This window comes from Vibrio sp. THAF64 (genome assembly GCF_009363455.1).
GTDB classification, from domain to species: Bacteria; Pseudomonadota; Gammaproteobacteria; order Enterobacterales; family Vibrionaceae; genus Vibrio; species Vibrio coralliilyticus.
Map to the genome: position 1 here is coordinate 104907 of NZ_CP045356.1, position 24134 is coordinate 129040.

A 24134-nucleotide genomic window follows, 5' to 3' on the forward strand; every position below is an offset into this window, starting at 1 on the left:
CCTAATAGTCAATGGTAAACTTCTGATACAGATAAAGAAACAAGTCTGTTTGATTACCTTTTCTACACCGTGAGCTTAGCAGTAGATATTGACAGGATCTTTTCATTCTTCAATCCGGTTGAGTTATGATGTCGGCAATTGAATTCAAGGACAAAACAAGAATGCAGCTAATCGCCAACAAGACTGCACAATATCTTATTCAAAATGAATATCATCAGGTTTCTCTAGAATCTGATTTTCTCGTATTAAGCTCTCGGGGCAGCGAAGAGCGCATTCCTTTTAATGTCTGGAGCGGCAAAGTTAAACTTAAGCGTGGCCTTTTCTGGGGAGGTCTGCAATTCTTTGCGCACCCAGAAGAGGGAAAGCAGCAGTCCTGGTTAATTCAGGGATTACCATGGGAGCGTTGCCGAGACTTTGCGCGATTAGCGGTGGCTTCCTATCAGAAGTGGCACCACCATCAGTGTGTTCAACTCAATAAGTTTTTACCTGAATGGGAAATGGAAGTGCGTGGTTTTGAACGCCAGCCTGCGTTTTTAACCCATTCTACGGTCAATGCATGGCTTGAAAAGATGAATCGCGACTTTTTAACCATGGAAATGACGCTTGAAGATGCGCTTTTGCGAATGCCGGATCGTATGTCTGAGATTTTACCTTGGATTGATGACACCGATGAGGTGATGGCTACACGAAACCAACGTTGGATGGTCACTGAGTTAGAAAACTGGAAAGTACTCTTTTCACAAATCGAGTCTTCGCCATTGAATCTGTCTCAACAACAAGCTGTCTTACTTAACGATGACAACAACTTGGTACTGGCAGGGGCAGGATCAGGTAAAACCAGTGTTTTAACAGCACGTGTCGCTTATTTGTTGCAAAGTCACTTGGCGCAAGCTGAAGACATTCTTATGTTAGCTTTTGGCCGCGATGCAGCAGAAGAGATGAAACAACGTCTCGAAAACAAAATCGGGCTTAGCGCTGAACAAGTGACAGTAAACACATTCCACCAACTTGGTCTTAAGATTCTAAATCAGGTTGAAAAAGATCCAGTCACTATTTCTCCCATTGCCTTGGATGACAACCTAAAAAGTGCATGGTGCGTAGATTGGCTTAAAAAGCATTGGATGACACCTACCGCTTTCAAACGTTGGCAAAAACATCTACAAAAATGGCCAATAGCCTATTTAGCGGGTGATGATGAGCTTGGTAGTCACGTTGAAAACCCTAAGCTGATCGCTTGGCTAAATAAACAATTGAATCAGCTATCGGCGATGGGCTGCACGAAAAAAGAAATTCAACAAAGGCTGGTGGATCACAACGATTATACTCGCCTGAATAGTGAGCTTGCGTTGGTGTGGCCTTGTTATCAAGCGTGGCTGGATATGCTTAAGTCGGAAGGCCACATTGATTTCAATATTATGATCACTAAAGCGACACAGCACGTGATGAAAGGTAAGTTCAAGGCACCTTGGAAGTACATCATGATAGATGAGTATCAGGACATCTCACCTCAGCGGTTGGCGTTGGTAGAAGCGTTATGTCAACAGAAGGATGAGCGCAACTGTGTACTATTTGCAGTGGGGGACGACTGGCAGTCTATTTATGAATTTGCAGGCGCGGATGTTGATTTGACGACAGGATTTGCCGAACGCTTCCCACATTCTACGATCCATCATCTTGATACGACCTACCGCTTCAACAATCAGATTGGGGAAGTGGCAAACCAATTTGTTCAGCAGAACCCAGCACAGCTCGAAAAAGTGTTGCAAAGCCACAAAGAGCAGAAGGCGAAAACTGTAACGCTGGCACCGAGTAACACTGTTGAGAAAATATTGGACGAACTCAACCGAAAAGCTAAAAGTACGCAAACTGTATTGCTTCTCGGGAGAAATCATTATCACAAGCCGGAGCTTCTTTCTGAATGGCAGAAACAGTTCGCTTTGTTGTCGATTGAATTTATGACTTGTCATGCGAGTAAAGGCAAAGAAGCGGATTTTGTTATTGTTCTGTCTGTGGATGAAGGGCAGTTTCCTGCGCGGGTTAAAGCGCTTCATATTGATGGAGCCTTGACTCAGTCTGAAGATACGTTCCCTTATGCTGAAGAACGCCGACTGTTTTATGTTGCTCTGACGCGAGCGAAGAAAAAAGTTTGGATAACTTATACAGGTTCAGGCTCGAGTTTTGTCAAAGAGCTTACTGAACAAGATTATCCGGTAATAGTTAAGAAATAGGGAGTTGGATTAAGTATGAGTGGCCAGTTCTGCATTACGCTAACGACAACAAATAATGATGAAACCACACAGAAAATCATCAACTCAGTATTGAAGAAAGAACTGGCGGCCTGCATTCAGACCATGCCAGTCAATAGCCATTATATCTGGGAAGGTGAAGTGTGCTGTGACAACGAAACCCTGTTGATCATCAAAACCAAAAAAGCCTGCTATGCGGAACTTGAACAAGTGATCGTTTCCAATCATGACTATGAGGTACCTCAAGTTGTTCAAGTTCCGTTTACTGAAGGGTTTAATCCTTACCTTGCTTGGATTGAAGAAAACACCCGCTGCTGAGACACTAGCAAGCTCAGAGCAGTAAGTGCCCCCAGCGTATCCATAAGCATGTCTTTTTGTGCATCCCAAATATCACCTTGAGACCCTAAAAACGCGATGCCTTCGTCGCCTCCCGCGAGGGCAGCGTACCACCACTCAACAATTTCGTAGCCTGCAGCCAGAGACATGATCGCAAATAGAGCAAAAGCGATTGCTAGCTTTGTGCTCATTAATCGTTTTTTAATCAAGTATTCGGCGATAGGGTACGCGTACAAACCGATAGAGAAGTGCGCCACACGATCAAAGTTGTTTCTTTCTGAACCGATTAAGTTGTTAAACCAGTCAAATGGTACTTCGGCAAATGTGTATTTGGCACCGATGGTGTGCAATGTAAGCCAGATAAACATCAAACAATATGCGGTACTAGAAAACTGAAACTGACGTGATACAAGCCATATAAGTACCAGAATACCAATTGCTGGAATGATTTCAGCTATCCAAACCGCGCGCGAAGATGGCTCGAAAGCGGAAAACAAAAAGACCAGAGCGTAAGCAACGGTTAACCCACTTAAAAGCGAAAATGAAGACCTGTTGTTTGAGTTCATTGAAAGGTTCCCTGAATACATTTCTTTATATCATGCCACTTAATAAAACGGTGTTCAATTGTTCATTTGAACGTTTTCGTCAACTAATAATTAACTATTTATGTTGAAACGCGTAAACATCGCACATTTAACGCTCAAACTGTCTGTTTCATTTCATCAAAGTTTGATTTACCTATATGTCACACTTAAAATTGCCGCTCCAACTACTAAATAACTACTCAAAGTAAAGCCATGAAACTGGAAACTGTCGATTATCTAGCTGAAGATGCTGCTCAGCAATTTGTTACCTCACTGCGTGAGACTGGATTCGGTGTATTGAAAAACCACCCGATTCCTAAAGAGCTTGTAGAGTCTATCTATGAGAACTGGTATCAGTTCTTTATGACTGAGCGCAAGAACGAGTTCACTTATAATGTTGAAACTCAAGACGGTTACTTCCCACCTTCAGTTTCTGAAGTTGCAAAAGGACATACAGTTAAGGATATTAAAGAATATTTCCATGTATATCCTTGGGGTCAAATGCCAGAAGAGCTCAAAGAACAGATCATGGATTACTATGATCGTGCCAACAAGTTCGCTCAAGAACTATTAGGCTGGGTTGAAGCTTATGCACCAAAAGATGTGCAGGAGAAATTCTCTGTTGCTCTATCTGAAATGATCAATGGTAGTGACAAAACGCTACTTCGTATTCTTCATTACCCACCAATGACAGGTGACGAGGAACCAGGTGCAATCCGTGCAGCTGCGCATGAAGATATTAACCTTCTAACGGTTCTTCCAGCAGCGAACGAACCAGGCCTTCAGGTTAAAGGTAAAGATGGTAACTGGATTGATGTACCTTGTGACTTTGGTAACTTGATCATCAACATCGGTGACATGCTTCAAGAAGCATCTGGTGGCTATTTCCCATCAACAACACACCGTGTTATCAACCCTACAGGTGAACGTCAGGAAACATCACGCATTTCATTGCCACTGTTCCTGCACCCGAAACCAGAAGTTGTTCTTTCAGAGCGCCATACAGCAGGCAGCTACCTGATGGAGCGACTACGTGAGCTAGGTGTTATCTAACCACGAATTTCTAAGAAAGAGCCAGCAAATGCTGGCTCTTTTTTTGGGTGATGATCGTCAATTCTGAGATAATCTCTCGACAAATGGGCCATTTTGCATTTTCATTAAAAATAAACCCGTCGTAGAGTGGATATGAACGAACATCAGGAAGTCGCGGCCCAGTTCCAGCAGTATATGGAGAATCCTTTGCTGTGGCCTATTATGGAAGTTCTCAGAAAACAGCCTTCAGGATGGAAAGTTCATACACTATCTTCCCATCTCAGCGAGCTAGAGCTACTGCCAGTGCTAGACGGTTCGCCCGAGAAAGACCTCTTCAAGCGTAATTTTCTTATTATGAATGCATTGTACCAATTGCAAGAAACCTTGTACCCAGACAACTGGCTACAGGTGCAAGCGATGGATATCGTGCTGATGCCTCAATCTAGAGTCTTTGGACATGAAGTTGATCATGAAGACCCTTTGCGTGATTATTATCTCGATTGGCACAATTACGAAGCAGAAGAGGGGGAAGTTAAGAGGCTGCTGAATGAGTTCTGGACTCGTTATCGTGAATTTGTTGGCAGTACTAACGGCGGTGACATGGATCGAGCGAAAGCGTTGTCGTTGTTTAAACTCCCACACGACGCGAGCCCAACTGAAATCCGCAAGACTTGGCGTAAACTGGCGCTGAAATGGCACCCTGATAGAGAAAACGGAAATAGTGATCGCTTCCGCGTACTGTGTGAAGCTTGGCATGTATTAAGACATTGAAAAAAAGCGCCTTATTGAATAAGGCGCTTTTTGGTTAATTTGCTGATTTGAACTGCGATTTTCTCATTCGGTTCAATGCTGCCATCGCATCTATGGTGCGTGGTTTGGCCAAGTCACCCTGATTTGGCATGTTCTTAGACCAATCACCATCAAGCATTTGCTGTATTTCCTTCGCTGGGTTGTTCGACCAGCCTGGCAATTTTGCTAGCTGAAACCACAACCAACCGATGGCGTTGATTTCAGAGCTAGACTCCAGCTGTTCCAGCGCAGACAGGTCGGTAAATTCTTTACCAAATCGTAAAGAGTCGACGCCCTTCGCTGAAACGCGGAATTTTCCGTCGGCGAGAATTTTTTGTAGAGCAGCTCGATTCAAAGATCTTGGTCGGAATGTGCTGAGCTCGCTTTCACACTCGTTGTTTCGTTCTGTTGGGTGTTGTTTTACAACTTGTCGTGCTTTTTCCGTTACATCGACGGCTTGATAATCGTGCATTTGAATAACAGTATCAGCCACGTCTAGATAATCGCCGGAACCACCCATGACAATAACCGTTGAAACTTCAAGTTCGTTACGCAGCTGGCCAATGCGGTCAACTAAAGGCGTGATCGGCTCGTCGCCCTTACTAACCAGCGCCTGCATGCGCTCATCTCGGATCATGAAGTTTGTTGCGGACGTGTCTTCGTCAATCAGAATACCTTGAACGCCAGCCTCAATTGATTCCTGTAGCCAAGCCGCCTGAGAGGTGGAGCCTGATGCATCTTGCGTTGTGAAATCTTCGGTATCACGTTGCATTGGAAGATGATTGATATAGTTAGAAAGGTTGAGGCTATGTACACATCGGCCGTCTTCTGCCCGAATCTTCATCGCATTTAGATTCGTTACAATGCGCTCGCGGCCATCACCTGGAATATGGTTGTAAATGGAACGTTCTATGGCATTCAGAAGAGTAGACTTACCGTGGAATCCACCACCCACAATCAAAGTGATGCCTTTACGGATGCCTAAACCAGTGATTTCGCCTTGGTTTGGTGTGGCGATAGTCACCTGCAAAGACTCTGGTGCAGTCAGTGCGACCGCGTCTTTCATGGGTAAATCACAGTTACCAGCCACTCGAGGTAGAACAGAACCATTACCAACGAACGCAAGCAAGTTATACTCATCTAACTTACTGCGAATGAATTCTTGGTCTTCAACGATTTGACAGTGGTGCACTAGTGCTTCTTTATCCAGTTCACGCTCTAATGTGGCACGACGGATAAACTTAGGTAAGTGGAAGGTCAGGATGTTGTTTGTCTTTTTACCTAATACCGAGCGGCCTTCAGCTGGAAGATTAACGCGGAATCGAAGTTCGATACCTTCGTCTGTGAACAAGACAGACGTGCTATCCATGACCGTCTGACCAGTGAGAGCAATACTAACGCTGTTTTCTTGCTTGGCGAATTCAGCAAAACTACGTGCAATGAAATCACGTGCAGCCACTTGATAGGCTTCGGATGTTTCGCGTAGCCACTGTAAACCGGTTAGTGACCATGGTCTAACCGCTCTCACTCTTGATGCTGAAGCATAAGGGTCTGCCTGAACATAGTCGATGAAAAAGGTGTAATCGCCGAAGTCATATTGACCTTTTATCTGCTGATAAGCGCGATAGTTTTGTTTTTCGATTTTTTTGAGCGTGGCGGTTAACTGATCCATAAGGCATTCACAAGCGAGATAAAATAAAGGCGAGGATTATAAGAATCGCTCGCCACAGAGTAAAGGATTAAGCTACTGATAGGTAATGTTTGTATTCCCTGGGTAGTTTTGTCTCAGCAGGCCGGTTTCAAATTCATCGCATGGCATCGGTTTACCGTAAAAGTAGCCCTGACCATATTCACAGCCTTCACTAATAATGAAGTCTTCATGTGTTTCACTTTCAATACCTTCAACAGTTACAATTAAATTTAGCTTCTTAGCAACGTGAATGATTGAGCGCACAATCTCTTTGTCTTCTTCACTTTCATCCAGTTGTTGGACAAAGCTTTTGTCCACTTTGATAGCATCAAAGGGAAATTTTTTCAGATAATTGAACGAAGAATAACCAGTTCCGAAGTCGTCAAGTGACAATGTCACTCCAAGATTGTTTAATGCAATCAGAGTATTACGAGCCGTGACTTCATCAGCAATCAAACCACTTTCAGTTACTTCCAGTTCCAGAAATTTAGCTGGCAATTGATACGCATTGAGCAAATCTTCAATCTGCTCGATAAAGTGAGGGTTTTTCAACTGGATGGCCGATATGTTCACGGCGATTTTAAAATCGTCAACATACTCGGCCCATTCGGCTGCTTTTTGAATGGCTGCACGCAAAACAAAGCTACCAACTTCAAAAATGAGCCCATTCTGTTCAGCCATATGAATGAGCGTTTCATTAGAGATATCGCCGAGGATAGGATGGCGCCAACGCAAAAGTGCCTCAGCGCCTGTCCATTTATGCGTAGTTGGTGACACTTTAGGTTGGAAGTAGAGCAACAAGTCATCGTTACGAACCGCTTGAAGTAAATAGCTTTCCATCTGATTGATATGTTTCTGTATGTCGGCGATGGCTTGCGAGTAATAGCTAAACTTATGCCCCGAGTCTTTGCATGATTGCATCGCTTCAGAAGCGTATTTAAGTAAGCTTTTGGGGCAGAGTGTATCGTTTGTAGTGCTGATACCGATGTACGCATTGAGATGAAGTTTGTCGCCGTCAATATCAAACTCAGATTGACTCACCTCAACCAATTGGTGGCTGATCGAGTTTAAGTCGCTTTCGAGTTGAGACGACTCAAGTAGAAGCACTAGGTCGGTGGAAGTGGGACGAGCGGTCAGAAGTTGATACTGACTTAAATCGCCCAGCCTTTTACTATATTGGACTAAAACAGTCTCCCACGAGCTGTAGCCATATTTCGACTGAATCCTTCGGCCATTTGTAAAGCCGATATGAATGGCCGCGGCTTGTAGCGAAGGACTGACACCTACATCTTTAATGAAGTGTTCCGCTTCGTGTTCAAGGGCGGAGCGATTTAAAAATCCAGTGCCCAAATCGTGTCTCTGCTGATAACGTATCTTTTGTTCAGCGGCACGTCGTTTGTCTATTTCTTGGTTCAAAGAATAGTTGAGATCGACAAGATCCTGCGTGCGAGTGTGGACTCTGGATTTGAGCTCTAAGTTGAGGTGTTTGAGCTTTTCATTTTGATATAGAGTTTTTAGCTGTGATTCTATGGAGTCTCGAAAGCTCTCAATCAACTGTTGATAAGTTTCGGAAAAATGATTTTCCTTGTTATCAAGCACACAGATTGTGCCGAACGTATCTCCATTCGGCCAGTTGATCGGAACGCCACAATAAGCCAGCATACCAAATTTAATATCTGGATTATCTTGCCATTGAGGATCAATTTCGGCGTTCGGAACAATGAGTTGGCTCTGCTTATTAACCACGGTTTCACAATACAACCCTTGTCCCAAGGTTTCTGAGTCACCGACGCGATAAGGGTGTTGCCCGTTGTTGTTTGATGAGTACACTTCGATATGTTTAGGGTAAATACGCATAACTAATGCAGCAGGCACCGACACAATCTCAGCAAGCAGGTCGACAATATTTTGCCAACCACTGGTCATTTCGTCTGGAATGACCAAATTCGAAGTATTTATTTTTGACATACATTTTTTATCCCTGGCAGCTTCGCCTTCTAACCGGGCAATCCTAGCCCTTATGTTAATAATAGTCGCTATTTAGTCGGAAGCAGGAGAAGGGGCATGCTTGGGAGACAACCTTCGTTCTTATTATTAAGAAAGGCAGATGCTACGTTTAAAAAAGCGCCCTGTCAGTAAGGCAGGGCGCTTGTTGTACTAGTGTTTCAAAATTAAGACTCTCTTCAAGAGCATACGGCTAGTTGTTAAAACTCACTCAAATCAACGGGTTTGGTATAATCAATTTCGCTGAATCCGAATCCGTTAAGTTTTAAAAACTCTGATTTAAAGCCTGAATAGTCACCTAACTCTTTAAAGTTTTCAGCATTCATAAGGTCAAGAATGTCGATAACTTGTTGCTGGGTATCAGGATTAAGCTCCCAGTCATCCATTCGGATCAAACGTTCACTATCTAGAGGTACCGAATTGTGATTGTAGAGTTTGTCATTGAACAAACGCTGCATTTGCTCGACGCAGCCTTCATGGGTGCCTTTTCGTTTCATTACTTGATACAAAGCTAGAATGTAAGGTGTTAATCCCGGAATAAAGACGCTCGCTTTGGTGACTAGCGCTTTACACACTGTCGCATAAGCACCCCCGCTGAAGTTTGCCATTTTGAGGTTTAAAGAGTGGCTCGTCTGATGCAAGTCTATTTTGGCTCGTCCAAGTGTGCCATCAAGATAGATAGGGTGGGTTGCTTTTGGGCCTATATATGAGAAGGCAATGGTTTTGCATCCTTGAGCGATCGATTCGGAGTTAATGAGAGTGTCTATCCACATCTCCCAGTCTTCGCCTCCCATCACTTTTCGTGTGGACTCTGCTTCTTCTTCTGTAGCAGATGTAAGTGTTGTTTCAATCCATTGGTCGTGTTCGAGGGAAATGGACGCACCTGAAACGCTTTGACCGATAGGTTTAATTGTCGAGCGCCAGACATCTTGGCAATCGGGTTTAAGCCTCATGCCGCTTGCAACACTATAAATAACTAAATCCACTTCGCCTTCAAAATAAGTTTCAATGGCTTCTACAACTTCCGATTTTGTTTGTGGTGAAAAAGCGTCACCTTGAATATTGATTGCTAAACGGCCTTCTTTTTGTGCGTGCTTTTTGAAAAAGGCGTTATTGAAATAGCCTGCAGAACCCACCGACTTCTCAGATGGCTCGCGTTCAAATGAAACCGAAATGGTATCTGCCTCTGCGCCTCCGAACGTCAACGCAATACGTGACGCGAGGCCGAGGCCCGACGAACCACCGATTATGAGTACGCGTTTAGGGCCGTTTTTGATCGGCTTGGCCTGGCTTGCGTATTCAATTTGTTGGAGAACAGATTGCTCGCATCCTAATGGGTGGGCAGAGCGAGCAATCACGCCGTCGATGACTGGTTCAATGATCATGGAAACATCCTTTTCAATACGGAGTTTCGCAACATTAACGTAAAGCTAGGTAAAGTTTATTGAGCTAGACCAATTAGAGGTGATTAATTAGCTCACTGGCAACGAATTCTGCTATCCAAGGTTGAGCGCTTGCTTTTGGATGGAGGCCATCGTCCATCATCCACTCAGGTTTGGTAATGACACCTTCGAGGAAAAATGGCAGTAACGGGACGTTAAGCTGCTTTGCTGTTTCTGGGTAAAGTGCAGAAAATGCCTGAGTGTAGCGTTTCCCGTAGTTAGGTAGCACGTGTATCTGCATCAATAATGGCTCTGACCCAGCGTCACGTACCATACTGATCAGTTGAGTCAGGTTGCTCTGAATCAGGTTGGGTGGGAAACCTCGTAAACCATCGTTTGCACCTAACTCAATCAGTACCGAATCAGGTTGATGCTTTTTTAACAATTCAGGTAAACGTGCTAAGCCGTTACCTGTTGTGTCACCCGAAATACTACCGTTAATGACAGTCAGGTTTTTACCTTTCTTGGACATTACATCAGGTAATAATGTAGGCCATGCTTTTTCAATTGACATCTGATAGCCTGCACTTAGGCTATCACCTAAAATCAAGAGCTTGGTCGCACTTGCTGGGTTAACGAAGAAAAGAACAAATACAAAGGAAAGTAATCGAAACATGCATGCATCCGTAATTAAAGCTGAATCACTATCCAAAGTAGTCTCTACTAATCAGGAACAATTAACAATCCTGGAAAATGTAAATCTTGACATCAAGGAAGGCGAGAGTATCGCCATCGTGGGTACTTCCGGAGCGGGTAAATCGACGTTAATGACCTTGTTAGCGGGTCTCGATACCCCAAGCTCGGGTGACGTGCATTTACTGGGTAAAACGCTGAATACATTGAGTGATGAAGAGCGCGCAGCTATTCGAAGCGAATCCGTTGGTTTTGTATTTCAGAGCTTTTTGTTGATCCCAAGCCTCAGTGCATTAGAAAACGTGACCTTACCTTGCTTATTGAAAGGTGAAAACGAAGATGTTGAGCGTGCTAAAGCCTTGTTAGCATCGGTTGGTTTAGAACATCGAATTCATCATTCGCCATCACAATTGTCTGGTGGTGAGCAGCAGCGCGTGGCTCTTGCCCGTGCATTTATGGTTCAGCCTAAAGTACTGTTCGCCGACGAACCAACCGGTAATTTAGATCAGCAAACAGCCGCCAAAGTGGTAGAACTGCTTTTCGAACTTAATAAACAGCACGGGACGACTTTAGTGTTGGTCACGCATGATATGAAGCTCGCGGAACTGTGTGATCGTCGTGTTCATATTCAGGCGGGACATCTGGAGGAATCGTAATGGGAACGACCAATTCTCCAACCCTAAATCGACGACTCTTTTCTTGGAGTCTTAGTGAAATTAGACATGGTCAGCTCTGGCCAGTTTCCATTGCTTTGACTTTGATCATCGCCTGTATTTTTGCGCTAACGGCCCTCGCAGAACGAATGGAGCAGGTTGTCGTTAAGCAGGGAAAGGAGGCGTTGACGGCTGACACGGTTTTTGCGACAGCTAATCCAATTCCCGATACGCTCTACAAAGCTACCAATGACGCAGGGCTCGTAACTTCAACTCAAACTCGCTTTGCAACCATGGCGTTTAGCGATCAGAGTATGAAACTGATTACGGTTAAATCCGTCGACAGTGCTTATCCGTTGCGTGGTGAGATGGTGCTGTCAGATGACCAACAAGATTTCAGCGCCGTTAAGCCTGGGGAGCTATGGCTTGATGAACGACTTTTCTCTCAATTGGATGTTACTATTGGTGACAGCGTCACCGTTGGTGACGCTGACTTTACTGTTACTGGACGTATTATTGAAGAGCCCGGTTTAAGTTTTAATCCTTTCCAGCAGATGCCTTCAGCATTTATCCATAATTCTGATTTAGACAAGACCGGTGCAGTTCAGCTAGGAAGTCGAGTCCGTTTTAGCCTATTTATTAATGGTGAAGAATCCGACATTGAGCAGGTCAAACAGTCAATTGAACTCACTCCTAGTGACCGATGGCGTGACCAAAATAGTGCTAGTCGAACCAACGAAGTGTTTCAGCGCACTGAACAATACCTTTCCTTGACGGTGGCGATTGTTGTCATCATGGCAGCAACTACTCTAGTTTTGACCTGCCAGCATTATGTGGCGACACGTCGGAAAACGATCTCAATGCTTAAAAGCCTAGGCGCAAGTAAGCGATGGATCAGTCGTTGGCTAGGTATGCAGGTAGTGATCTTACTAACCAGTGCATCTGTCATCGGACTCATAATTGGTATCGCGTTAGAATACCTGCTTCGTATACCGCTTGTGGATTTGCTACCCAACCCTCTACCAAGTTATGGGTTGCAACCTGCATTTCTATCAATTATCACCAGTATTCTAATCGCTGTCCCTGCATTGGGTATTCCTCTGCTAAGTCTTTTGAATGTCAGTGCAGTAGATGTTATGCAACCCCAAGCAACAACCGAAAAGGGGCGTAAAACAAGCTGGCTGATATTGGTGCCAATTGTGCCAATGCTGTTTGTTTATCGAGAAAACACGCTGGTTTGGATCGTTCTAGGGGGCATGATTGCTTTATTTGCTGCGCTTGCAGTCGTGAGCTTAATTGTCACCAGAATGTTGGGTCGTCTTCCGTTGTCGACGTCATTCAAACTTGCACTAAGTCGAATTAACCGCTCGTCGCTTGCTACAGGCATCCAATTCGGCGCTCTGGCGCTGTCGTTAATGTTGTTGGCCGTTATGTGGCTGGTTCGCACCGACTTGTTGTCTGATTGGCAAAAAACGATTCCTGAAAATGCACCAAACGCGTTTGCTCTGAATATCGCTCCATATGAAAAAGACGCTTATTTGAGTGTGTTAGATGAGCATAAGATTGAGCGCTCAAGAGACTACCCAATTATTCGTGGACGTTTGACTGAAATTAATGGCATTGATGCGAAAGAACAGGCCCAAGGAGAAGAGGGCAGTGACGTATTGAGACGAGAGATTAACTTTACCTTCGGTACAGAAAACCCGGAACATAACACTATTCTACAAGGAGAATGGTCTGAGAGTAATGGTGTATCTGTTGAATCGGATGTCGCTGAAGACTTTAATCTCAAGCTGGGAGATGAGCTTAAGTTCGTGATCAACAGCCAGGTTGTTACTGCGAAAGTAAATAGCATTCGCCATGTTGAATGGCGTGATATGAAGCCGAACTTTTATTTCATCTTCACACCTGATGTTTTAGAAAGCATCCCTGCGACATACTTAGTGAGCTTTAGGGTAGAAGACCAGCACAATGGAGTGTTGAATGAACTATCCAGAAGTCATCCTACGGTTAGTTTGATGGATATACGCAGTATGGGTGCAAAAATTCAGGAACTGCTCACGCAAATTGTCTGGTCGATTACGGTACTTGCCGCATTAGGCGTGATTGCCGGTGTGTTGTTGATATTCACTTTGTTACGCCTGAGTTTGGGCCAGCGACAATCTGAAATTCAGCTCTACCGCACATTGGGTGCAAGTAAAAAGAGAGTAACCCGAACCATTTGGGCCGAATATGGATTAATGGCGCTTGTAGCTGGGTTGATAGCTACAATTGGCGCAGAAGCTGTTGTAGGGGGCATTATGTCATTTGGATTTGATCTTTCTCCCAACCTTCATTTTTCACTCTGGTTTGCACTTCCTTTGGTGACTTTTTGCACACTTGCGCTGGTTGTGAACAGTCTGATAAAACGGCTGCTAGTCCCTATAAATAAAGAGTTTAACTAACTCACCAGTGGCTAAGTTATCCAGTTATCCACAAAAACAGTGGATAAAGTTTGGGATAACTTAGCCTGTAGATAACTCCTTATTTCCTCCGAAGCCAATAAGCATAATGTTTAGAGGATTTTTGTTATTCACAGTGGCAATTTTTCTTCTTTTCACAAGATATGAGTCAAGAGTTTTTTTTCATTTTTTTTACTTGAAATTGTCACATTTATCCCCTTCAAAAAATGTGATTTTCTTGGGCGCACAAACTCAGTAAAATGTGCTGAGAATGAATAAATTAGCAACATAAATGCAGTCTGATAATACTAAAGTTGATACGCCTACTGTCGCTGTAATCGGTGGAGGCATCGCGGGTTCGACCGCAGCCTTGCACTTGGCAGAAATCGGTATAAATGTTGTGTTGCTTGAAAAAGGCAAAACTTTAATCAGTGGCCCACCAATTTGTCATTTACATGCTGGTGGAAATTTGTACAGGGAGATCTCGACCTCTCAGTGCATCGAGCTGTTAAAACAGTCCATCGAATCTGTTCGCCTTTATCCACATACCATTAATCGCCGTCCGACCGTCATTGCTGTCCCTTACAGTGATGGTGGTAGCCCTGAAGAGTTATATGAACGATTAATTACGATACAACGATGCTATCAGGAGTTGGTAGATTCGGATCCAGCGAATGAAGTGTTGGGAAAACCTTGTGACTATTACAAGTTCTATGGCAGAGACGAATTGGAAGAGCTTGCCAGCCGTACTCAACCTGAACACCCCAGACATGTTGACGACTGGATGATCCCTTTCGCGAAATCAGCGGACTTGGAATCTTTGAAGTTTCCGGTTGTGGCCGTTCAGGAACATGGTTGGAGCGTATTTCGTATTGCTGCATCCGCGACGTTAGCGCTTGAGTCAATCAACAATTGTGAGCTGTTAACAGAAACACAGGTTATCGGTCTTGACAATACTGAGATAGGCTGGCGTGTAGAGTGTATGAATGCACAAGGGCAACAATCCGTTTTGGATGTCGACTACTTGATCAATGCTTGTGGATACGAAACAGGAAACATTGACGATTTAGCACAAAAACCGAGAAATCGATTGGTTGAGTTCAAAGCAGCTTATGTCACTCGTTGGGACGAATGTAACGAACTCTGGCCAGAAGTAATTTTCCATGGCCCGAGAGGTACGCCAAAGGGCATGGCGCAGTTAACGCCGTACCCTAATGGTGTATTCCAATTACATGGTATGACGAAAGACATCACCTTATTTGATGACGGTTTGGTTGCTTCCGGTGAGCAATCTTCTCAGCCAACGCTTCCTCTTAGGTTAAGAAGAAAAATTCAACAAGGTTGGGATGAACCTGTGATATTGGAGCGCACGAGACGCGCTATTGAACACATGGCTAATTTCGTACCGGACTACAAGACCGCTCATGAATTTGGTACGCCCTTATTTGGAGCTCAGCAGATTCCTGGATCAGATGAGACCCTTCGAGCTGCGGATGTCACCTTCGAAGGACAACACTATGCAAGGATCGAAGTAGTTAAAGGTTCTTCCGCTCTAGAAGCCGCCACCAAGCTAGTTGAAGAATGGGCGTTATTTGATTACCAAGGGGCATCTATTGAGTCTATGCATCCTGTGAGTATGGCATTGGATCCGAAAGTGATTGAATCCAAAGCGGAGGAATTGGCAAAAATGCGAGATTATCCGCCAGAACTTGCCAATGTTTATGGTCAATAATGAAAAAGCTCCCGAAATTGGGAGCTTTTTCATTATTATCGGTTAGTAGCCAAAGAATCTTGCCCATTGGCACCAAACATCTTGCAACCCCAATAGATCACCTCTGACAAAGCGAACTTTCTGTCCTGGCTTGGCTTGAGCGAGTCTGGGCAGGTCAATGCGCGCAACGCAACCAATCTTGGGGTAGCCACCAATCGTTTGTCTGTCATTAAGTAGAATGATGGGTTCCCCATTAGGCGGGATCTGAATTGCGCCAAGCGCAATGCCTTCGCTGAGATATTCTTTGTTAGGCGGGCTGATTTTCGCATCACATAGTCGATAGCCCATCCGGTCTACCAACTGACTGACAGTAAATTCCTGTTTGTAGAGGGAGTTTATTGCATCTTGTGAAAAATCAACCACTTGATAGCCTTCAATAACGCGTAGCTCAAGCGGTAAGTCGTAGTCTGGCTTATAACGGAAAGTCATTTGCAGTGATTTTTCCCTCACCTCATGAGGCTCGAAACCAATGACTTCACCTGCTTGTACTGGCTGGCCTGACTGAGTGCCCCCGAGTTGATCTCTAGTGACGGTGGCGCAGCTACCCAGTTGAGTTTTAACCTTAAAACCGCCTTTTACGGCGAGATAACTCCTTAACCCGTTCTTTGGCAAAGAAAAGGTCAGAGTTTGCCCCTGGCGTGCAACAAACGTAGACCAATTTTCAATCGCTACACCGTCAAGGCGGGCATTAAGGTCTCCACCAGTGATGGCCATTTCGCATTTTGAGTGAATGAGAAATTCGGCCTGACCAAGAGTAATCTCTAAGGAAGGACAATTAGTGGTATTGCCTAAAAGGTGATTCGCCCAGCTATAGGCATAGTCATCGACAGGGCCACCTTGTGTAATACCAAAGTGAGCCAATCCGAATCGCCCAAAATCTTGGATGAGCGTTTGCTGGCCGGGTTTAATTACAGTAATTGCATTGCTATTCATCACTGCCACCCCTTGGCGATACGTCCGCCTAAACGAAGAAACTCATCACCGGAAATTGGTTTAAAACGAACTTTGGTGCCAATAGAGAAGGGCAATATTGGCGAGCTGTCTGGTGTGTAGAGATTTACTGGACAGTTACCAATAATATTCCAGCCACCGGGAGACTCTGCGGGGTAGATAGCTGTATTGGAATTGGCGATACCGACACTGCCTTTTGGCAACTTAACTCTTGGTGAAGACTTTCTAGGTAAGCGCAGTGACTCATTTACCGAAGTTAAAAACGCAAAGCCTGGTGCAAAACCAATGGCTCCTACCGTGTATTCCTGAGCGCAATGCAGTTCAATCACATCGTCGAGCTTTAGCCCTTGATCGTAGTAATAAGCTAAATCTGGGCCGACATCGTCATGATAATAGACGGGCAGTTCGATGTGTTGTGAGTCAGTATCATCAGGAAGCGCTTTAATGGCTTCTGTTACCAGTTTTTCCAAATAAGGCACAAATTCGAATATTGAGACTCGATGAGGAAGGTAGTCAATCAGGATTGAATCAAACGAAGGGGTCACGTTCATTATCATGGCCCCAAGTTGATTACTCAGATACTGGCTTATCTCTCCAATCAAGAGAGATAACTTGTGGCTTGGTTCTGCCTCAAAATGGATGAGTATTGAACATTCAGCAACGGGATCTACAGATGTTTCGATATTCACTCATGATCTCCTTACGCTAAAGGACGTTTCGTATTTTCTGAATCATTTTAATCGCGTGCTCGTTGTCGCCATGAACACAAATCGTGTCAGCTTCAATAGGGATTAAAAAGCCGTCAATGGTTCTCACTTTTCCGTAGTGCACAATCTGTTTGATTTGATCGAGTATATCTTCTTCTTTATACAACACGGAACCAGGCATTGAACGCGGAGACAATGAACCATTTGATAGATAGGCGCGATCGGCAAATGCTTCGAATAGAACAGGAAGTTCATACTTGTCAGCAATATCCAAATGTTTTTCGCTGTCATTAATGGCCAGCATCATAAGTGGCACATCAAAACACGATACAGCATCTGCAACCGCATCAAATATTGAGATATCTCGCATCATGTCATTGTATAGAGCACCATGTGGCTTAACGTAGCCAATTTGCGCGTTATGGCTTTCTGCTAAGGATTTAAGCGCGCCTACCTGGTAGATAAGCATATTGGTTATTTCTTCTGTCGACATCGGAATGGAACGTCGACCAAAGCCTTGTAAATCTGGGTAGCTCGGATGAGCACCTATTTGAGTGTCATGCTCAATTGCCAGTTTAATCGTATTGGACATAATCTGAGGATCGGAGGCGTGAAACCCGCAAGCAATGTTTGCCATGTCTACCCAAGGCATGACCGCTTCATCGTTGCCCATACGCCAAGAGCCAAAGCTTTCACCCATATCGCAATTCAGTGTAATAGAACGCTTTGTCATTGAATCCATTCCAACATTCATCTATTGAGTCAACATGTTATAAAAATAACAAACAATCAATGATCTATTTCATTATTTTGCCAACGCTAAGCCTATTTATTACTTTTATTGTAAGCATCTTGTTCTTATGGTTCGCCTAAGGCGTCTAGGGGCGGAATTAGCAGTTTGATTCTCATTAATAAGCTATGTTTTAACATGAAGATTCGTTAGTATTTGCACCAAACTTATCAGAAGGTTAGGGATATGAACGTACTGGTTACAGGCGGTATGGGCTACATAGGCAGCCATACATGTATACAAATGATCGAAGCAGAGATGACACCTGTAATTTTCGACAACCTATACAACAGTAAAAAGAGTGTTCTCAAAAGAGTAGAACAAGTCACAGGTGTGGCGCCATCCTTCATCGAAGGGGATATTCGTGACAAGCAGGCGCTTGTAGCGGTAATGAAAGCGCATCAGATCAACGCTGTGATCCACTTTGCTGGTTTAAAAGCTGTAGGTGAGTCAGTAGAGAAGCCACTCGAATATTACGATAACAACGTTAATGGTACGTTGGTACTTGTCGATGCTATGCGTGAAGTTGGCGTCAAGTCTATTGTCTTTTCATCTTCCGCTACTGTTTATGGTGACCCTGCAAGTGTGCCAATTACTGAAGATTTCCCTACCAGCGCGACGAACCCATATGGTCGGAGTAAGTTAATGGTGGAAGAGTGCCTGACGGATTTTCAGAAAGCGAACCCAGACTGGAGCGTTACGTTACTTCGATATTTCAACCCAGTAGGCTCACATCCATCAGGTCATTTAGGTGAAGATCCTCAGGGTATCCCAAATAACCTAATGCCTTTTGTTTCTCAGGTAGCGGTTGGTCGACGTGAATGTTTGTCTGTGTTTGGTGATGATTACCCAACTAAAGACGGGACGGGAGTTCGTGATTACATTCACGTGATGGATCTTGCAGATGGCCACGTAGCGGCGCTAAAGAAAGTCGGTCAGAAAGAGGGTTTGCATGTCTACAACTTAGGCACTGGTAACGGTTACAGTGTCCTAGATATGGTTAAAGCCTTTGAGTTGGCATCTGGTAAGCAGGTGCCTTATCAAATCGTCGAACGTCGTCCTGGTGATATCGCTGAATGTTGGGCAGACCCTTCCAAAGCAATGCGTGATTTGGAGTGGAAAGCGGATCGTACATTGGAAGAAATGACAACTGATACGTGGCGTTGGCAGTCCAATAATCCTCAAGGGTATCCAGACGCATAACTTATCGTTACAAAGAAGAAAGCCACCGCAAGCGGTGGCTTTTTTACGCATTATACAAAATAGGCAAAATTGACAATGCGGATGAGGTTAATCCACCTCTTTATCTTTGCCCAGCGAGAGTAGCCAGACAGAGATTGCGGCGACAACGGCAAAGCCAGACAAGATAATAAAAGGCATCGCGCCGTAGCCCAAGATATGCCAGATAACTGATTCTAAAGTACTCATGTATTAGTGCTCCTATTGCCAGCCTTCAACGCCATGCATGTCAGGAAGTTTGTGAGCAATGCCTTTATGACAGTCTACACAAGTTTTTTCACCTGAAGCCAGAGCTGTGGAGTGTTGTTTAGCACTACGTGCGCCTTGTTCTGAAAAATCCATATATTCGAACTCGTGGCAGTTTCGACACTCTAAAGAGTCATTCTTTTTGAATCGAGCCCATTCCCGTTCGGCCAAGTGAGCTCTGCGTTCTTTGAATTTTTCCGGAGTATCAATAGTTCTCAGCACGTAATGTGCAAACAGCTCTTTAGATGCCTGTACTTTACGAACGATCTTGTCTGTCCACTCATGTGGAACGTGACAGTCTGAACAAATAGCTCGCACACCAGAGCGATTAGAGTAGTGAATCGTTTCTTGAATTTCTGCGACAATAGGGGCATGACAACCAGAACAAAATTCCTCTGTGTTGGTTGCTTCCATACCCGTGTTAAATGCGCCCCAAAACAGAAGGCCACCAGCAAAGCCCATAAATAAAACGACACCAACGGCTGTTTTACTTGGGGATGCTAGTCTCTTCCAAAACGCTTTCAATAATTTCATAGATAGCCTCTTACTTACTCACGTAGTACTTACTTAAGTGAATCAACACTCTTGAAGTCGTTCTCAATTAAAGGCTGAGCATTTGCTTGAGGAACATGACATTGAAGACAGAAGTAACGACGAGGAGACATATCCGCCAGAACTGCATCTTCACGGTTTACATAGTGAGTTACACTAATCTTCGTTGCACCCATCTCTTTGGCATTCTTCCAGCTGTGGCATGAAAGACATTTATTTGCGTTCAATGAGACTTCGTAACCACGAATGTTATGAGGAATCAAAGGTGGTTGATAAACATAGCTGCTATCAAGCGCCTGTTCGCGAGGGTATTTCTTGAAATCATCAGCAGGGCGAGTTGCTTCTAGTTCACTAACACCGCGTAGTGATTCAAGACCACCAATACCACCTGGGTTTTCAAGTTCAGCTACTGCAAAACCGCTGACTAAAGCACCAACAGATAACAGTGCAATAAGTAATTTTTTCATCTTACATTCTCCGCCTTATGGCTAAATTCTTATCTGCGGTCGCCCGTAAGAGCGACCGACGCTTTCTGGTTTATGCAACTTTGGTGATCTTGACAGGACACTTCTTGAAGTCGGTCTGTTTAGACAGAGGGTCCGTCGCGTCAAGGATCAACTTGTTGATCAGGATGCGTGCATCAAAGAATGGTACAAATACCAAGCCTTTAGGTGGGCGGTTACGACCACGTGTTTCAACACGAACACGTACTTCACCGCGTTTGTTGGCGATAAGCACCTCTTCGCCTCGACGTACTCCGCGAGCTTTTGCATCTTCAGGGTGCATGTAGCACACGGCATCAGGAACAGCTTTGTAAAGCTCTGGAACGCGGCGTGTCATCGTTCCTGTGTGCCAGTGCTCAAGTACACGGCCCGTACATAGCCAGAGATCGAACTCTGAATCTGGCACTTCTGGTGGCGCTTCGTATGGAGCAGAGATAATCAGTGCTTTACCATCGGGTTTACCATAGAAGTCCCAGCCACTTCCTGCTTTCGCATAAGGATCTGAACCTTCTTTGTAGCGCCAAAGTGTCTCTTTGCCATCAACAACAGGCCAGCGTAAACCGCGAACTTGGTGATAAACATCATACGGTGCTAAATCGTGTCCGTGTCCTCGACCAAAGGCCGCGTACTCTTCGAATAGGCCTTTTTGTACGTAATAACCGAAGTGGTGAGCATCGTCGTTCAACTCACGAGCTTCTTCAATAGGGAATTTATTGATTACGCCGTTAGCAAACAGCATGTCGTACATGGTTTTTCCACGGTACTGCGGTGCTTTTGCTAGTTGCTCTTCCGTCCACACTTCTTCCATCTTGAAGCGTTTTGAGAATTCCATCACCTGCCAAAGGTCAGACTTCGCTTCGCCGACGGTATCCACTTGTTGGTACCAAGCTTGTGTACGACGCTCTGCGTTACCATAAGCACCTTCTTTTTCAATCCACATTGCTGTTGGAAGAACAAGGTCTGCTGCTTGTGCTGTTGCTGTTGGGTATGGGTCAGAGCAAACGATGAAGTTTTCTGGGTTACGGTAGCCCGGTAAACGCTCACCGTTGATGTTCGGACCTGCTTGCATGTTGTTGTTACACATTACCCAGTAAGCATTAAGTTTGCCGTCGCGAAGCATGCGGTCTTGAACGACTGCGTGATAGCCCGGTTTAGGGGGAATTACGCCATCTGGAATGTTCCAGATACCTTCTGCAATCTTACGGTGCTTAGGATTTGCAACCACCATGTCTGCAGGTAGGCGGTGTGCAAAAGTACCCACTTCACGAGCTGTACCACACGCTGAAGGTTGGCCTGTTAGAGAGAATGGGCTATTACCTGGTGTTGCGATTTTACCGGTTAGAAGGTGAATATTGTAAATCAGACTGTTCATCCAGACACCACGAGTATGTTGGTTCATACCCATAGTCCATAAAGACATTACTTTAGTGTCTGGATCCGCATATTGTTTCGCTAACTCAATCAGTTTCTCTTCAGAAACACCTGACATTTCAGAAGCTTTTTCTACCGTATACGGCGCTACAGACTTTTTGTACTCTTCAAATGAAATTGAAGACATTTTGCCTGAGTTCGGATTAGCAGCCGCCATCTGCAATGGATCATCATCACGCAGACCGTAGCCAATGTCGGTCGCAGCCTGTTTGAAATTGGTGTGCTTGTTAACAAAATCCCAGTTAACCGCATCAGTTTCAATGATGTAGTTTGCGATAAAGTTAGCAATAGCCAGATCAGATTGTGGCTCGAAAATGTAACCTTTGTCTGCTAGCTCAAAAGAACGGTGATAGTACGTAGACAGTACATTCACTTTAACATGTGGGTGGCTTAGACGACGGTCAGTGATACGAGTCCATAAAACAGGGTGCATTTCTGCCATGTTTGAACCCCAAAGAACGAAAGAGTCTGCGTTCTCGAAGTCATCGTAACAGCCCATAGGCTCATCAATACCAAATGTACGCATAAACGCACCAACAGCAGAAGCCATACAGTGACGTGCGTTTGGATCGATATTGTTTGAACGGAAACCGGCTTTCATCATCTTAGCGGCAGCGTAGCCTTCCATTACAGTCCACTGACCGGAACCGAACATGCCAACACCAGAAGGGCCTTGTTTTTTCAGTGCTTCTTTCCATTTTTCGGCCATGACATCGAATGCTACATCCCACGAAACTGGAGCGAAGTCACCATCCTTATGGAACTTACCATCTTTCATACGAAGTAACGGCTGAGTCAGACGGTCTTGTCCGTACATGATCTTCGATAAGAAGTAACCCTTGATACAGTTAAGGCCTTTGTTAACAGGCGCTTCTGGGTCACCTTGAGTGGCTACCACTTTGCCGTTTTGTGTACCTACAAGAACGGAACAGCCAGTACCACAGAAACGACAAGGTGCTTTGTCCCATGTGATTTTTGTTTGGTCTGAGCTAGCAATCAGGTTGGTAGCAGAAGCTGGTAGAGTGATACCTGCGACCGCTGCTGCTGATGCTGCTGCGTTTGCTTTCACAAACGCACGTCTTGTCATCTTCATACTTCACCCTCGGTTTGGGAATATTGAGTTCCAGTGTTTTTATTTTTTGATTCGTCTTCTTCCAGCTCAGTCTCGATTTGGTGATAAACCAGTACTGTGCTCAAAACGTTCGGTAAGTTGTTAATAGCTTCGATGGTGTCAGTAATGAATCCCTGGTTTTCGGTTTCCAGAACCACGACAATTTTTCCTTCCGGACTATCACCGTAGATCTCGGCATTACTGAATGCTTCAATCTGAGACTTAATCTCAGTCAGGTGCTCAGGTGACACGTGTACCACTAAGCTAGAAATATGCACTTCGTTAAGTGACATAGATATCTTCCGTTCTTATTAAAAATTGCTCACATTGATGGATGAAGTAGGGCACACAGAAACACATGCGCCACAGCCGTTACACTCATCAAGGTTTAAAATGGGTTGTGCTACTTTGCCAACTTCTAATTTGAATGTGATTGCCATGGGCTCGCACATATCGCCACAAGTACGGCAATCAACGTTTTGTTTTGCTAAACAGCCCTCGTTAATAGTAGCTTTCGCTCCCCAAGGTTGCTCAGTTTTTGGGTTAAACAAGGGTTCAGGACAAGCGTCTGCACATTGATAACAAAAGGTGCATTCATCGACAGCAAAATCGACTTGAGGAAAGCCGCCATCCCCTTTGACTATGATTTGAGTTTCGCAAGCGTCTACGCACTTGCCACATCTAGTGCACTGGTCAGTGAAAAAAGCAGGCTGCGATAGCCAAGGCAGATACAGTTCGTTATCTTCCAGCTTCTTTCTTGAGAAAAAACGTCTTTTTGAAAGGTCGACCACTACGCTACCTAAAGTTGATGAAACCTAAACTAACCATAGCTCACATTTCTTATTAATAATTTGTCATTTAACCTCACACAAATTGTAGTTTTTGACATATTTGTATAAATACCCCTTAGGGGTTAAATAGAGGTGCTTCTTGTTTTAGATCAATAAATTCCGGAACATTTGATCAGATATTGTCTTCGTCAA

The 24134-nt window shown here is 44.4% G+C and carries 22 protein-coding genes; 8 read left to right on the plus strand and 14 right to left on the minus strand.

What is annotated here, in order from left to right; translation table 11 throughout:
- Positions 1 to 161 precede the first annotated feature (161 nt).
- Positions 162 to 2228 (plus strand): DNA helicase IV, encoded by a 2067-nt coding sequence (gene helD / locus FIU99_RS17000; protein WP_006961071.1) that lies wholly within the window; start codon positions 162 to 164, stop codon positions 2226 to 2228.
- 15 nt (positions 2229 to 2243) lie between these two features.
- On the plus strand, positions 2244 to 2564 hold the full coding sequence (cutA, locus tag FIU99_RS17005) for a divalent-cation tolerance protein CutA (RefSeq protein WP_006961070.1): 321 nt from the start codon (positions 2244 to 2246) through the stop codon (positions 2562 to 2564).
- Here the strand turns inward: cutA and FIU99_RS17010 are convergent.
- Positions 2528 to 3148, minus strand: coding sequence for a DUF2238 domain-containing protein (locus FIU99_RS17010; RefSeq protein WP_006961069.1), 621 nt, complete (start codon positions 3146 to 3148; stop codon positions 2528 to 2530). The genes cutA and FIU99_RS17010 overlap by 37 nt on opposite strands.
- 231 nt (positions 3149 to 3379) lie before the next feature.
- On the opposite strand from FIU99_RS17010, the gene FIU99_RS17015 reads away from it, so the two are divergent.
- Together FIU99_RS17015 and FIU99_RS17020 are read left to right on the plus strand one after the other, a co-directional pair.
- Positions 3380 to 4219 carry an isopenicillin N synthase family oxygenase gene (locus tag FIU99_RS17015; protein WP_006961067.1) on the plus strand — a complete coding sequence of 280 codons (840 nt, stop codon included), beginning with the start codon at positions 3380 to 3382 and terminating at the stop codon, positions 4217 to 4219.
- A 132-nt stretch (positions 4220 to 4351) separates the two neighbouring features.
- Positions 4352 to 4969, plus strand: coding sequence for a DNA-J related domain-containing protein (locus FIU99_RS17020; RefSeq protein ID WP_019276866.1), 618 nt, complete (start codon positions 4352 to 4354; stop codon positions 4967 to 4969).
- Positions 4970 to 5003: 34 nt separating this feature from the next.
- Here FIU99_RS17020 and FIU99_RS17025 read toward each other — a convergent pair whose 3' ends face one another.
- From FIU99_RS17025 to tesA, 4 genes are all read right to left on the minus strand, one after another.
- Positions 5004 to 6659: an ABC-ATPase domain-containing protein gene (locus FIU99_RS17025; RefSeq protein ID WP_006961065.1), complete on the minus strand. Its 1656-nt coding sequence runs from the start codon at positions 6657 to 6659 to the stop codon at positions 5004 to 5006.
- 72 nt (positions 6660 to 6731) lie between these two features.
- On the minus strand, positions 6732 to 8645 hold the full coding sequence (locus FIU99_RS17030) for an EAL domain-containing protein (RefSeq protein ID WP_006961064.1): 1914 nt from the start codon (positions 8643 to 8645) through the stop codon (positions 6732 to 6734).
- A gap of 236 nt (positions 8646 to 8881) precedes the next feature.
- On the minus strand, positions 8882 to 10066 hold the full coding sequence (fabV, locus tag FIU99_RS17035; RefSeq protein WP_006961063.1) for an enoyl-ACP reductase FabV: 1185 nt from the start codon (positions 10064 to 10066) through the stop codon (positions 8882 to 8884).
- A gap of 73 nt (positions 10067 to 10139) precedes the next feature.
- Positions 10140 to 10739, minus strand: a complete 600-nt coding sequence (gene tesA, locus FIU99_RS17040; protein ID WP_006961062.1) for a multifunctional acyl-CoA thioesterase I/protease I/lysophospholipase L1 — start codon at positions 10737 to 10739, stop codon at positions 10140 to 10142.
- Here tesA and FIU99_RS17045 point away from each other — a divergent pair.
- The 3 genes from FIU99_RS17045 (at position 10738) to FIU99_RS17055 (ending at position 15582) form a co-directional block, all read left to right on the plus strand.
- Positions 10738 to 11412, plus strand: a complete 675-nt coding sequence (locus FIU99_RS17045) for an ABC transporter ATP-binding protein (RefSeq protein ID WP_006961061.1) — start codon at positions 10738 to 10740, stop codon at positions 11410 to 11412. The genes tesA and FIU99_RS17045 overlap by 2 nt on opposite strands.
- Complete coding sequence (locus FIU99_RS17050; protein WP_006961060.1) at positions 11412 to 13853, plus strand: ABC transporter permease; 2442 nt, start codon at positions 11412 to 11414, stop codon at positions 13851 to 13853. The genes FIU99_RS17045 and FIU99_RS17050 overlap by 1 nt, the downstream gene beginning before the upstream one ends.
- 289 nt (positions 13854 to 14142) lie before the next feature.
- Entirely contained in the window at positions 14143 to 15582 is a 1440-nt protein-coding gene (locus tag FIU99_RS17055; protein ID WP_006961058.1) for an FAD-dependent oxidoreductase, read from the plus strand.
- Positions 15583 to 15624: 42 nt separating this feature from the next.
- Here the strand turns inward: FIU99_RS17055 and FIU99_RS17060 are convergent, their stop codons facing one another.
- From FIU99_RS17060 to FIU99_RS17070, 3 genes are read right to left on the minus strand one after another with little or no spacing between them, the layout of a single operon-like run.
- Positions 15625 to 16554: a biotin-dependent carboxyltransferase family protein gene (locus FIU99_RS17060; protein ID WP_006961054.1), complete on the minus strand. Its 930-nt coding sequence runs from the start codon at positions 16552 to 16554 to the stop codon at positions 15625 to 15627.
- Positions 16554 to 17261 carry an allophanate hydrolase subunit 1 gene (locus FIU99_RS17065; protein WP_006961052.1) on the minus strand — a complete coding sequence of 236 codons (708 nt, stop codon included), beginning with the start codon at positions 17259 to 17261 and terminating at the stop codon, positions 16554 to 16556. Before FIU99_RS17065 ends, FIU99_RS17060 begins: the two co-directional genes overlap by 1 nt.
- 16 nt (positions 17262 to 17277) lie before the next feature.
- On the minus strand, positions 17278 to 18012 hold the full coding sequence (locus tag FIU99_RS17070) for a 5-oxoprolinase subunit PxpA (protein ID WP_152472418.1): 735 nt from the start codon (positions 18010 to 18012) through the stop codon (positions 17278 to 17280).
- Positions 18013 to 18255: 243 nt separating this feature from the next.
- On the opposite strand from FIU99_RS17070, the gene galE reads away from it, so the two are divergent.
- Positions 18256 to 19272 carry a UDP-glucose 4-epimerase GalE gene (gene galE / locus FIU99_RS17075; RefSeq protein WP_152472419.1) on the plus strand — a complete coding sequence of 339 codons (1017 nt, stop codon included), beginning with the start codon at positions 18256 to 18258 and terminating at the stop codon, positions 19270 to 19272.
- A gap of 87 nt (positions 19273 to 19359) precedes the next feature.
- Here galE and FIU99_RS17080 read toward each other — a convergent pair whose 3' ends face one another.
- From FIU99_RS17080 to napF, 6 genes are all read right to left on the minus strand, one after another.
- Complete coding sequence (locus tag FIU99_RS17080) at positions 19360 to 19497, minus strand: TIGR02808 family protein (RefSeq protein ID WP_006961048.1); 138 nt, start codon at positions 19495 to 19497, stop codon at positions 19360 to 19362.
- Between the two features lie 12 nt (positions 19498 to 19509).
- The gene (locus FIU99_RS17085) at positions 19510 to 20088 is read right to left on the minus strand and encodes a NapC/NirT family cytochrome c (protein WP_006961047.1); all 579 of its coding nucleotides are present in this window, start codon (positions 20086 to 20088) and stop codon (positions 19510 to 19512) included.
- Positions 20089 to 20117: 29 nt separating this feature from the next.
- On the minus strand, positions 20118 to 20573 hold the full coding sequence (locus FIU99_RS17090) for a nitrate reductase cytochrome c-type subunit (RefSeq protein WP_019276633.1): 456 nt from the start codon (positions 20571 to 20573) through the stop codon (positions 20118 to 20120).
- Between the two features lie 70 nt (positions 20574 to 20643).
- Positions 20644 to 23133, minus strand: coding sequence for a periplasmic nitrate reductase subunit alpha (gene napA, locus FIU99_RS17095; protein ID WP_006961045.1), 2490 nt, complete (start codon positions 23131 to 23133; stop codon positions 20644 to 20646).
- Positions 23130 to 23444 (minus strand): chaperone NapD, encoded by a 315-nt coding sequence (locus tag FIU99_RS17100; protein ID WP_006961044.1) that lies wholly within the window; start codon positions 23442 to 23444, stop codon positions 23130 to 23132. Before FIU99_RS17100 ends, napA begins: the two co-directional genes overlap by 4 nt.
- Before the next feature lie 18 nt (positions 23445 to 23462).
- Positions 23463 to 23942 (minus strand): ferredoxin-type protein NapF, encoded by a 480-nt coding sequence (gene napF / locus FIU99_RS17105; RefSeq protein WP_152472420.1) that lies wholly within the window; start codon positions 23940 to 23942, stop codon positions 23463 to 23465.
- Positions 23943 to 24134 lie beyond the last annotated feature (192 nt).